Source organism: Adlercreutzia sp. ZJ138 (genome assembly GCF_011038935.1).
Lineage (GTDB): Bacteria > Actinomycetota > Coriobacteriia > Coriobacteriales > Eggerthellaceae > ZJ141.
Genome location: NZ_JAAKEA010000014.1, coordinates 1 through 12,223 on the forward strand (window position 1 = coordinate 1; position 12,223 = coordinate 12,223).

Annotated in this window: 10 protein-coding genes; 1 reads left to right on the forward strand and 9 read right to left on the reverse strand. The window is 57.0% G+C overall.

Annotated features, from left to right (window positions below):
* Positions 1-393: hypothetical protein (locus G7Y43_RS06835; protein WP_165045394.1), on the forward strand; the 393-nt coding region annotated here is incomplete at its 5' end.
* Positions 394-409: 16 nt separating this feature from the next.
* On the opposite strand, the gene G7Y43_RS10675 is transcribed toward G7Y43_RS06835, so the two are convergent.
* The 9 genes from G7Y43_RS10675 to G7Y43_RS06880 all read right to left on the reverse strand — a co-directional run bounded on the left by G7Y43_RS10675 (position 410) and on the right by G7Y43_RS06880 (position 12,220).
* Positions 410-2,635 carry a class I SAM-dependent DNA methyltransferase gene (locus G7Y43_RS10675; RefSeq protein ID WP_165045396.1) on the reverse strand — a complete coding sequence of 742 codons (2,226 nt, stop codon included), beginning with the start codon at positions 2,633-2,635 and terminating at the stop codon, positions 410-412.
* Positions 2,636-2,843: 208 nt separating this feature from the next.
* A complete protein-coding gene (locus G7Y43_RS06845; RefSeq protein ID WP_165045398.1) occupies positions 2,844-4,622 on the reverse strand; it encodes an AAA family ATPase in 1,779 nt (592 codons plus the stop codon).
* Between the two features lie 129 nt (positions 4,623-4,751).
* The gene (rsgA, locus tag G7Y43_RS06850) at positions 4,752-5,918 is read right to left on the reverse strand and encodes a ribosome small subunit-dependent GTPase A (protein WP_165045400.1); all 1,167 of its coding nucleotides are present in this window, start codon (positions 5,916-5,918) and stop codon (positions 4,752-4,754) included.
* Complete coding sequence (locus G7Y43_RS06855) at positions 5,919-6,617, reverse strand: hydrolase (protein WP_165045402.1); 699 nt, start codon at positions 6,615-6,617, stop codon at positions 5,919-5,921.
* A complete protein-coding gene (locus G7Y43_RS06860) occupies positions 6,614-6,751 on the reverse strand; it encodes a hypothetical protein (RefSeq protein WP_165045404.1) in 138 nt (45 codons plus the stop codon). Before G7Y43_RS06860 ends, G7Y43_RS06855 begins: the two co-directional genes overlap by 4 nt.
* Positions 6,752-6,957: 206 nt before the next feature.
* Positions 6,958-9,663: an ATP-dependent chaperone ClpB gene (gene clpB / locus G7Y43_RS06865; RefSeq protein ID WP_165045406.1), complete on the reverse strand. Its 2,706-nt coding sequence runs from the start codon at positions 9,661-9,663 to the stop codon at positions 6,958-6,960.
* 61 nt (positions 9,664-9,724) lie between these two features.
* The gene (locus tag G7Y43_RS06870; RefSeq protein WP_165045408.1) at positions 9,725-10,117 is read right to left on the reverse strand and encodes a heat shock protein transcriptional repressor HspR; all 393 of its coding nucleotides are present in this window, start codon (positions 10,115-10,117) and stop codon (positions 9,725-9,727) included.
* Positions 10,110-11,057: a DnaJ C-terminal domain-containing protein gene (locus tag G7Y43_RS06875; protein ID WP_165045410.1), complete on the reverse strand. Its 948-nt coding sequence runs from the start codon at positions 11,055-11,057 to the stop codon at positions 10,110-10,112. The genes G7Y43_RS06870 and G7Y43_RS06875 overlap by 8 nt, the downstream gene beginning before the upstream one ends.
* Before the next feature lie 362 nt (positions 11,058-11,419).
* Positions 11,420-12,220, reverse strand: coding sequence for a nucleotide exchange factor GrpE (locus tag G7Y43_RS06880; protein ID WP_165045412.1), 801 nt, complete (start codon positions 12,218-12,220; stop codon positions 11,420-11,422).
* Between the last annotated feature and the right edge of the window lie 3 nt (positions 12,221-12,223).

Sequence of the window (12,223 nt, forward strand, 5' to 3'; positions counted from 1 at the left end):
CTCGACGCGTATCAGGAGATAACGACCCGTTTTCATCAGTCGGGCCTTGCGTTGGAGCTCTTCCTTGAGACGCTGCCCGAAAGAAGCAGGTACAAGCGCCCGCTTGTCGCGTGGCGCGCCGAAAGCGCGCGGAGACAAACTGATCAGCAAACGCTGCAAAACGTCGCTGCTTCCCTTGTAATGCTGCTCGAGCAGAAGGGCGTAAGCCGCGCCGAGGCGTGTAGGATCGCAGAACTGAACAAGGGGAACTTCTATGCGTTCCTCAAAGGGGACACATCAAAGCTCAGCCGGGACACCGCGATGAGGACATATAAAACGCTGCGTTCCCTCCCCACTCGCGCACCAGCTCCACGGGCAGACAAGGCATACGTGGAGAAAGTTTCCCTGTGTTAGCTATATTAAATTAAATTCACTTCGACGTTGCCGTAGCTTCTGCGTACAACTTGAATAGATGTGCGACTATCTTCTCTTCGTCACCTTCGAAGTCTACGCCGTAGGCTGCTTCGACTGCTGCGTCGAGGGTTTTGTGTGCTTTGAGCAGATCGGCTGGCATCTTGTCCGGGTCGTAGAGCTGCGCGAGCGACCAGCCTGGATGCGCCGCGCGGGCATCGAGGACGGCTTGGGCTGCCTGTTCGATGACTGGCTTCTGTTCGGGTGCCGTTGCTGGCCAAACGTACGTGTTGTACACCAGACCCGGCGTATAACGATAGTCGCTCTTCAACCTGCCGGCAACTGCCCGCATCCATGCATTATGGAACTGGCTTGTAAGCACGCCGAAGTCATAGAGCGAGGCATGTTCGGCAGTTGCAACCAGGTTGGAGGCTATCACCCTTGGCTCCATAAAGCCAATCGGTATATATCTACGCCTTTCTGAAGAAACAGCCGGAATAATCAGATAGGGTTCATCTTGCACGTTGTCGCAGAAGAATCTCATGGGCGTTTCCGCGGATTTTATGGTAGGAGCCGGTGGTTTCTTGGAGGCCATCTTTCCTTTGCTATTGGGCCCTTCCCCCAGCCGAACCTTGCGGACGGCGTCAACGCGTTCTCGAACACAGGGCATCCCTTCGATTTCCGAAGGCTTCACATCGCCGAGATACAGACACCAACGCTCTTTGCCCTTGATGAATTCCTCGGAGCCGACCCACGGGCGGAAGAATGCTTCGCTAGCGGGTTCACGCATAATGAATTCTTTCATCTCATCAGGCGTGAAAAGATACCAACCCCCATCTGTTGGCTTCGATCCGTTCTTCATGACTGGGTGACCCGATTCGATTGGCTTTGCAGAAGAGGCTACAAGAACGGTCGGAGCATTGCGTAAGTACGGAGAAACGTTTTCGCAAATAATCGACTGTCCAGTGGTCGGGTCAAACAAGCGCTTTTCTTTTAAGCGGGTTTCGCTAACAGAGAATCCGATGATCACGCAATGAACATGGGCTTTGCTCGTTGCCTCGCTGTCCCAGATGAACGTTGTCCAGGCGAAGTCAATATAGATCCCAAAACGCTCTATCAAAGTGTTCCAAATGGGGAATACCTGTTCTCCCTGGCAGATAGAATTTGTCGACACGAACGCAGCACTGATTGTCTCGTTACGAACCATCATCTCGGCTGCTTTGTAATACCACCCCGACACATAGTCCAGCGAATTAGACAGCTTTATCTTTCCGTACAAATCGACTATTTCTTGCTTTTGATCGCCTGAGCACATTGATGCCCCGTAGAATGGCGGATTCCCGATGATGTAACTACACTTCTCCGCTGGAAGTACGTCGTTCCAGTCCATGCGCAGGGCGTTGCCTTCCACGATGTAGGCGTTGGTGGTCAGTGGAAAGTAATCGATGTAGCGGCTCACGATATCCTGCGTCTCGGTGAGCATCTGGCTTTCGGCGATCCAGAGGGCGGTTTTCGCTACGCTCACGGCGAAGTCGTTGATCTCGATGCCGTAAAACTGCCTGATGGACACCTTCACGGGGTCAGCCTCGCCGTCGAAGCCCATGGCCACCTGATCGCCCTGGATGCTCTCCAGCACGCGGTTTTCCAAACGGCGCAACTGAATGTAGCTCTCGGTAAGGAAGTTGCCGCTTCCGCATGCGGGGTCGAAGATGTTCAGGGACGCCAGTTTCTGCTGGAACGCGCGCAATGCGAACATGCGCTTACGCTCGACCTTCTCACCCTCAATTTCAGCGAGTTCCGCCTTGAGGTCATCTAAGAACAGCGGGTCTATCACCTTGTGAATATTCTCGATGAATGTGTAGTGCATACCTCCCGCACGACGCGTCTCGGGGTTTAAGGTACTCTCGAACACCGCCCCGAAGATAGTGGGGCTAATGTCTTTCCAGTTGAATCCACACGATGCATTCAGCAGCAATTCGACTCGAAGGTCTTCGGTAAATTGCGGCACAATGATTGTCTCATCAGCAAAAAGCGAGCCGTTTACATACGGGAACTCTAGCAGCTTTTCGGATGCGTAAGGATCGCGCTTGTCTTCCGGCGTATCAAGCACCGTGAACAGATCCAGCAAAGCAACGCGGGATTGTTCGGCGTTGAAACCCTTCATGTACTTGTAGAATGCCTGGTGCCCGTTGAACAGCCCTGCGTCTTCTGCGTACAGCAAAAACACCAGCCGCACGATAAGCACGTTTAGACTGCGCTGCTCTTCGGCACTCTCATCCAGGTTCTTATACTGCTTCGCAAAGGCGTCGTATTGCCTGCTTATTGGTGGTCTTTCCCATGCGATGCTTCTATCCGTAAATTAAGGTGAATGAATCTGAAATCCATTATACGTGTACACCACCATAATCGCTGTCCCACGTAACGGTCTGCCAAGGTTGTTTGCGGCGAAAGCGCTATCTCTCACACAGGGCGGCGACGTGCTTGCCAGAGAAGGCGATTCCCCATCGAATAGTACCGGCGGCTCCTCGTTGGGCGCCGCTTTCATAGGACTTCTCTGTGATCTGATCGAGGGCCTCCCGAGCTAACTCCTCCAAGCAACTAGGTTCATTGCTGCTGAAGGAGGTTCGTTTGAGCTCGATGGTCACGAGGGGATGTTGCGCTGGATTCTCGGGCTCGAGGCGAATATCGAAGCGCCCGAGGCCCGCTTCGCGATTGGAAAAGGGGTCGCGATAGTTTCGCATGCCGAACAGCAAGCCAAGCAGAAGGGTGTGATACGCCTGCTCGTGCGTGAGGTCGTGGTAGCTGGCGTTTTCTGAGAGAATGCGCTCCAGATCAGCGATGAGGGTAGCTGCGTTCCCGGTAACGATGGCGTTGTGCAGCTCGACAAGACGATCGCGACTGCCAGCTAATCCGGTGAAGCGGCTGACAATTTCACTTCGGTACAGTTGAGCCACTTCCTTGTTCGGAATGCGCAGGGGGCGCACTTGATCGGGGCTATTGGGACGCGACGTGTCGTCGGTGGTAAGATAGCCCGCCAAGTAGAGCATCGACCACAGCGCATCGGGACGGACACCCACGTCGGGGAAGATGACTCCAGTGTCTAAAGGCTCGTCTATGACGCCGTCGGGCTCCATGAGTGCATATAGCTTCTGCAACGTGGCGCCCTCGGCGCTGGCAACCAGGTCGCCAAGCACACCGTTCCCCGAGGTGTTTCCCCAGTATAAATCAGGAACGCACTGGCTTGAGAAATAGTTGAGAACGCTCCAGGGGTTGTAGGCGTCGATAGAGCCGAACCGGTAGCCGTCGTACCACTCGCATGCAACATCGAGACCGTCCGAGACACCCAGGTAGTCGGCCAGAAGCTCCACCTCTTGTTGGGTGAAGCCATAGCGCTCGTCGGACGCGACAGAAAGCGATGTGTTTACCGTCAGGTTGTTGAGATCCGAAAATATCGACTCTTTCGAAATACGTTGAACGCCGGTGAGAACGCCGAACGCAAGAGACGGGTTGTCCTTCAAGGCACCGGTAAGCCACCGCTTCAGAAACCCTACTACCTCGGTATAATAGCCGTGCGTGTAGCCGGCCAGTACGGGGGCGTCGTACTCATCGACCAGCACCACGGTCGGCGCGACATGGTGTCGGTGCAAGAGGTCTACGAGCGTTGTCAGCGATGCGGCAAGCTCTACATCCGAGGCGGAACCTCCAACAAGACGCCGGAATGCATCTTTCTCATCCGAGGAGAGCATGGTGGAATTAAGAAGATACCGATGGCGACCGCATTCGGCAACGATGTTCTGGACAATGGCCCCGAAAGTTTCTTTCCAGGTGAGGCCCTTGGTGTTGTTGAAGGAGAGTCGAACTACCGGGTAGGCGTTGTGCTGTTCGCGATAACGACCATCTTCGGCTTCCCAAATGGCCAGACCTTCGAAAAGGTCGGCTGTGTCGGCGGCCGCCGGATCGTTGGGGGATGGAATTTCCAGAAAGCGCTGAATCATGCTGAGGTTCAGCGACTTCCCGAAGCGACGTGGGCGGCAGTAAAGCATCACGTCCGAGTCGCCATCCAGGATGTCGGCAATGAGCATCGACTTGTCGATGTACGTGAAGTTGCGTATCGCCTTCGGAAAGTCACTCACGCCGATGGGCAGTCGCTTGCGACCCGAACGATCGGACAGCCGCACTGAGCCTTTGCGGAATACTCCCTTGTCGCTGCAAGCCTCTGTACCGCGTTTCATTGTCACCATCCTCGGGTTATGGCTTTACGCTCGAAATTATATCGTACCTCCTATGCCGTTAAACAGCTTTAACGAATAAGGATAGACCGGTCGAGCGGTCGACTTCCCTGCATTTGGATGGTCATTCTGTCACATGTTGGATGAGCGGGCGCATTTCCTTTTGCCGCGGCCTTGGTTGCCGAATGTCTGCTTTTCGTGGCGACGGCGTCGCGCCTCTTCCTGACGTGCCGCCTGATCGGCTGTTTCTCGGCGAAGTGCCTGATACGATGCAAACCTGTTTTCGGACAACGTGCCCGCCTCAACCGCTGCGCGCACAGCACACCCCGGCTCGTTTTCGTGTTTGCAATCGCGAAAGCGGCACTGTTCGGCCAGCCGTTCAATGTCGGAGAACGCCGCGCCAATGCCTTCGTCGGCATTCCACAGCCCCAAGCCGCGCACGCCCGGCATATCCACAACGAACCCGCCGCCGGGAAGTGTCACCATGTCGCGGCTCACCGTGGTGTGCCGACCCTTACCGTCGCCTTCGCGCACGGTGGCAGTTGCTTGAACATCGCTTCCTACCAGCATGTTCACCAAGCTCGATTTACCCACGCCACTTTTTCCCAACAACACTGCGGTCACGTTTTCGGGAATCATTTCGCGCACAGCACAAACGCTGGCCGCATCATCAGACGACACCACCGCAACGGTCACGTCGGGGCCCACGAGATCGGCAACTTCACGCCGTACGCGCTCTACCTGCCCTTCACTCTCGGCAAGATCGGCCTTGGTTAGAACCACCGCTACACGCGCGCCGGTTTCGTGCGCCAGCACCAGTTCGCGCTCCATGCGCCGCACGTTCACATTGGCAAGCGGCTGCGCCACAATAACCACGTCGAAGTTCGCCGCTAACACTTGGGGAAGCGAGCGCTCGGTAGGGTCTTTCCGCACGAAGGCGCGGGTGCGCGGCAATATGCGCACGATGATGCCTTTATCGTGCCCGTCGGGTACGTCAACCTCGACGAAATCGCCAATAGTCGCGCGCTGACGAGCACCTTTCACTAACGCTGTCGCGTGTTCGCAGCGAACAAGTCGCGCTGGCGAAGATGGTGCTGTTGGCGCAGTTGATGCAGTTGGTGAAGCTGACACACAAGGTACATCTGATGCACCTGGCTCATCTAATACAGCCGCGTTCTCTTCCAGCACCCTCACCAGCGGATACCCGCGATCGAGCTTGATCACCTGCCCGCGCACGAGCGAAGCCGCCAAAGCCGCCGATGCTTTTGTGCGCTCGTTGTCAAACAGTTCTGCGCCCATCTATCGCTGCCGCTCTCGCAGAACGTAATACGTCACTGCCAAGATAAGACCGATTGCTGTCAGCGCGGCACCTGGAGCGAACGCCCACATGTCGCGTTTGTCGGGCTCGGTCGAACCCGGATACACCACCGACACGACCTCGGCATGCAGATCGGACAGGCCTTGATGATCGCGGCACGCCAGATGATACGTCCCTCGAACTTGCAACGTCGTTCCCACAGCCCCATACTCGCCGAACGTGTCGATGTTTTTCGCCTGCTCTTCTGTCATATACACGGACACATACCCCGTGCCGCCCTCCGACTCGAGCGTTATCCATCGCTTGTCGCCCAACGGATTAGCGCGAATGTTGTCGCCCACAGCTTCGCCTGTCACCTGCACGGTTTGCCCGTCGTAATAGGTATCGGCCGCAGCCAAATCGTCGATTGACGTGTCGTAGATAAACGAGCTGTCCGGCCGCTGCTGCACGTTCACCGCATTGCCTTCGTCAATATCTTGCTGCGAAGCGGGTTCGTCGGCAAACGCGGGAGTACTGCCAAACGCAAGCACGGCAATGCATGCAACGATAAGCAGCAACAACGCTGCGCAGCGCAAGCCATTCAGCAACAGCGGGCAACGGCGCGAACACGCGCGCGACGCATGCTGTATCGCACGAGGAAGCGCCGGCTGGCAGACGGAACGATTAGCGAGCTGAATCATCCCATCACCAGCCTGACGACGATGATACATACCCATAGAAACACGATGAAGCAAGACAGCGCGAGCACGATCACGCCCATGCCCCCCAGCACATCGTATATGAACTGCCGTATGTCGCGTTTCCTTTTAACCATGCAGGTATTCTAGTACATCTACCCGTCGCGTGCTGAGATGAGAGACCGATGCGGCGCCCGGTTCGGCCGGACACCGCATTGTATCGTAGGTTTTCGTAGGGCCTTACGTTGGTTCACGTAGGCCACGCATGGGTCTCGCGTAGGTTTGCATGAACCTCGCGCAGGCTTCGCGCAAGGAAACGCAGCGTCGCTTCTCTATTCCAGCATTATTCCAGCATGCCCTCAAGGGCACCCCAGTCCATAGACAGCGGCCCTTCCACTTTGCATTCGTAATCGCCGTCGGCGTTGATGCCAATGAGCACGTGGCTGCCGTCATGCAGTTGCCCGCGAACCACTTTCTCGGCAATGCGGTCAACCACTTCTTTCTGGATGAGTCGCTTCAACGGACGGGCACCGTAGGCCGGATCAAACCCGTCGATGGCCAAATGTTCCATGGCGGCAGGCGTCACATCAAGCGTAATGCGACGATCGGCCAGGCGGCGGCGCACCTCGTTGAGCTGCAAGTCGACAATGGGCTCGATGCTGACGATGCCCAGCGCATTGAACGTGACAATGTCGTCGATACGGTTCAAGAACTCAGGCCTAAACGTCGAACGCAGCGCGTCGTTCACCTTCATGCTCAGCTCGGCGAGCCGCTTCGCACCCGTTTCCACATCACCTGCAAGCATGTCTTCCATGGCCTTGCCCATGGTTTCCTTACCACCTTGGCCGGAGTACTCGCGAATTGTCTGTGAAGCAACGTTGCTGGTCATGATGATGATGGCGTTTTTGAAGCTGACCACTCGGCCTTGTCCGTCGGTCAAACGGCCGTCATCGAGCACCTGCAGCAGCACGTTGAACACGTCGGGATGTGCCTTCTCTATCTCGTCGAGCAACACCACCGAATACGGCTTGCGGCGCACGGCCTCGGTCAGCTGGCCGCCTTCATCGTAGCCAACGTATCCCGGAGGCGCGCCGATCAGGCGTTGCACGCTGAATTTCTCCATGTATTCCGACATGTCGATACGCACCATGGCCCGCTCGCTGTCGAACAGGTACTCGGCGAGCGCCTTGGCAAGCTCGGTTTTGCCCACACCCGTGGGGCCTAAGAACAGGAAGCTGCCAATAGGACGGTTGGGGTCGGAAAGCCCCGCGCGGTTGCGCCGGATGGCGCCGGCCACCGCAGCCACAGCTTCGTCTTGGCCGATAACGCGCTCGCGCAGCTTGTCTTCCAAGTCGACGAGCTTCGCCATTTCTCCCTGCATCATCTTCGACACGGGAATACCCGTCCATGCGGAAACAACCTCGGCGATTTCGTCATCGGTCACTTCTTCGCGCAGGATAGCACCGTCTTGCTGCTTCGCGTTCAGCGCATCCTCGGCTTCACACAGCTGCTGCTGCAGCGCGGGAATACGAGCATAACGCAGCTCGGAAGCGCGCGACAGGTCGCCCTCGCGCGTGGCGCGTTCCTCTTCCATCTGCGCGTCGTCAAGCTCGGCTTTCAAGGTCTGCACATTTTCGATGACATCTTTTTCGTTCTGCCATTCGGCCTTGCGCTTGTCTAAGTCTTCGCGGGCGGTGGCGATATCGCGGCGCAGCGCATCCAAACGCTCGGCGGACACCCCGTCAGTCTCCTTCATGAGCGCCTGCTCTTCGATTTGCATTTGCGTGAGCTTGCGCTCAGCAGCGTCCACCTCTTCCGGCATACTGTCAATCTCGATGCGCAAGCGGCTGGCAGCCTCATCCATCAGATCAATTGCCTTATCAGGAAGGAATCGGTCGGAAATATAGCGGTTTGAGAGCTCAGCAGCCGCCACAATAGCGCCGTCGGTGATGCGCACGCCGTGATGAATTTCATACTTTTCCTTCAACCCACGCAGAATGGCAATGGTGTCCTCCACCGATGGCTCTCCCACCAACACCGTTTGGAAGCGGCGCTCGAGTGCGGCGTCTTTCTCAATGTACTTGCGGTATTCGTCAAGCGTGGTGGCTCCGATGGCGTGCAGCTCGCCGCGTGCAAGCGCTGGCTTGAGCATGTTGCCCGCATCCATAGAACTGTCACCTGTAGAACCGGCACCAACGATGGTGTGCAGCTCATCGATGAACAGAATTACCTGACCAGCGCTTTCCTTCACTTCGCGCAGCACGGCCTTCAAGCGGTCTTCAAACTCGCCGCGGTATTTTGCGCCGGCAACCATGGAGCCTAAGTCGAGCGCCACGATGTCGCGATCCTTCAGGCTGGAAGGAACATCGCCGGCGACGATGCGCTGCGCTAAGCCCTCCACGATGGCGGTTTTACCCGTGCCCGGCTCACCAATGAGGCACGGATTGTTCTTCGTGCGACGACTGAGCACTTGAATGGTGCGGCGGATTTCCTCGGAACGACCGATGACCGGGTCGAGCTTGCCCTCGCGCGCTGCCTGCGTTAGGTTTTGCCCGTACGTGTTCAATGCATCGAGTTCGGGCTTTGACGCCTGGTCGGTAACACGCGTGCTACCACGAAGGTTGTTGTAGGCTTCCTCAACAGTCTTACGCGTGATGCCGTTGCGGTTGAGCAGCTTACCTGCGCGGTCTTTGCCCTCAGACAGCGCAATAAGCAAATGCTCACTGGTGGCGTAACTGTCGCCCATCTTCTCGGCTATTTTTACCGAGCTGTCGATGACTTTTATGAAGTCGTTGCCAGGCATAGCCATGGGCATGCCTGTGCCGCTTGCTTTTGGCATCGAGGCAATTTCGTCGTTTACCTCGGCTTCCAAAAGCGACGGCTCGGCACCGATGCGCTTAATGATGGCCGACAGATTGTTTTCGGCGGCATCAAGCAGCGCCTTCAGCAGATGAATCGGCTCAATGATGCTCGCGTTTGCATCACCTGCTACGCCCATGGCGGCCTGAAACGCCTCTTGGGCAGAAATCGATAGTTTGTCGAGTCTCATATATGCTCCCTTCTCGCCCCCGCAACAAGCGGAAGCGTCGGTTCAGCGTGCTTTAAGCGCTCTAATGAAGGCGGCGGATGGCAAGTGCTGTTGATCCGGGATTCACCAAGGCGTTTACCGATTCACGCGTTTCGAGCTCGTGCACACGGTCGGCAAGACGTCGCACGCGCTTATGCAGGTCGTCAAGCTCTTGATCGCGCTCATCGAGCCTGCCCTGCAAGTCGAGAATACGCGTCACACCTGCCAAGTTAATTCCCTCGCTGGTAAGCTCATTGATTAACGTGAGCCTATCGATATCAGCCTGCGAGTAGCGCCGCGTGTTGCCACTCGTACGCTGTGGTGTGACCAGGCCTTTCTGCTCGTACGCGCGCAGCGTCTGCGGATGCACACCCGCCAGCTCGGCAGCGACGCTGATCATATATACCGGGCGATCCCTATCGGTGCGCTCAGTCATTCCAATCCCTCATCTCGTCATCCGATGCATCAAGGTAGGCTTGTAGCGCCGCAGCTTGCCGGTCGTTGAGTGTCTGGGGGACACGAACTTTCACTGTCAGCTTCAAATCGCCCGATCCCGAGCCTTTCACCTTCGGAGCACCCTTGCCGCGAAGCGTCAGTTTCGTGTCGTGCTGGGTGCCGGCGGGAACCTTCACACGAACCTTGGGCCCACCAGGCGTGGGAACAACCACACTCGCACCCAACGCCGCCTCGGCAACGCTCACCGGAACATCGAGCAGCACGTCGGCCCCATCGCGCGTGAAGAACGGATGCGGAGCGATCTTCGTGGTTATGAGCAAGTCGCCTGCAGCTCCACCGTTTTCTCCTGGAGCACCCTTTCCCTTGAAGCGCAAACGACCCCCATCAACAGCACCCGCGGGAACTTTCACCAACAGCGTTTCCGTTTCGGTCTTGCCGGGAATGCGCACCGATACACTCTTCTGTGTACCAGAAAACGCTTCATCGAACGTCACGTTGAGCGTCACGTTCATGTCCTGGCCCTTCCGTGGACGCGGACCGCGCGGAGCACCACCAAAACCACCAAATCCGCCGAAACCGCTTGCGCCCCAATCGGACCCAAACGCACCTTCACCTCGGCGAATGCTCTCGAGAATCTCTGCCCAACTACCGAAACCTCCGAACATATCATCAGCTGATGCAGCTCCCCAGCCGTGGGGAATGCGATTTGCATCGGCAGTACCGTACTGGTCGTAGATCTTGCGCTTCTTCTCGTCGGAGAGCACCTCGTAGGCTTCGTTGATCTCCTTAAACTTCGCCTCATCACCACCCGCATCAGGATGATGCGTGCGAGCGAGCTTGCGGAAGGCTTTCTTTATCTCATCGCTTGAGGCGGTGCGAGGCACGCCAAGCGTCTTGTAATAGTCAGGGGTAGCCGACATACGCCCACCTCTCTTTCTTCCTGACGGCTTCCCATGATGGCCAGCTTGGCGTTCAGTTCCTCATGCGCTCGCACACGGCCGCAAGGCCGCTTAGCTCACGCATTCGGCACTTCAAGCCAATCTGACTCATCACGGAAACCCTGTCGTTTCCTTCGCTGATCGTTCTTATTCCTTGTAACAAGGGCGGGCCAAAGAAAAGCCCGCCCAATCGAATGGTTGATTCAATTACTGCCAGTAGAACACGGGATGGTGCTCACTAAGCGAGTTCCGCAGCGACTGGAACAGTCCAGCGGACTGTTCCACAAAGCGAGGACTGCCGAGCGACTGAGCGTTGCTCCGCACTCCACAGCCTCGCATTGCTGTTACTCTTCCGCAGCGGGCTTTTCCCGTTTTGGCCCGCCCGTTGTGACCGTCACCATGGCCGGCCGCAGCACCTTCGCGCCCATCTTGTAGCCCTTTTGATACACATCGGCCACCGTTTCGTCGGGTACATCGGTGTTGGGAACAGTAGCGACCGCCTGAGCTTCCAACGCATCGTATGGCTCGCCGGCTGGATCGATCACCTGCACACCATCTTTCACCAGCACGTCAACGAACTTAGCATGCACAGCTTTCACACCATCGAGCAAATCGGCTTCGCCGTTGTTGGCAGCGAAATCGATGGTACGCTCGAAGTCATCAATGACAGGAATCAGTCCCATAACCAACTTCTCGGCAGCACGGGCCTTCTCAACCTCACGCTGCTCGTTCATGCGACGACGGTACGTGTCCCATTCGGCATGAAGTCGCATGAATTTGTCCTGCCACTCCTTCGCTTCAGCCTGTGCGGCTGCGATCAGTTCGTCGGAGCTTTGCTGGGCATCGGCCTGCTCGAGCACCTCTTCAGCCTCTCGAACCACGTCCGATTCGCCCTGTTCCTCGTCGTGCACTTCGTCTTGCTCGTTATCACAATCGGCTGCGGCCTCGGCCGACCCCGAAGGGTCGGCCGGCTCGACAGATGCGGCGTCCTCGGAGGAGGAGGTCGAGTCGCCGCCGTGGTCGACGTTTTCTGTGGCAGGCGACGCTACGTCCGCCATTGGCTCTTCTACGTCATCAATGGGAATCTGCCGCGCTGTAGCCCTTGCCTCACTGTCTCGCGTGGAGTTGTTCGGCTGCTGGGTCATGGC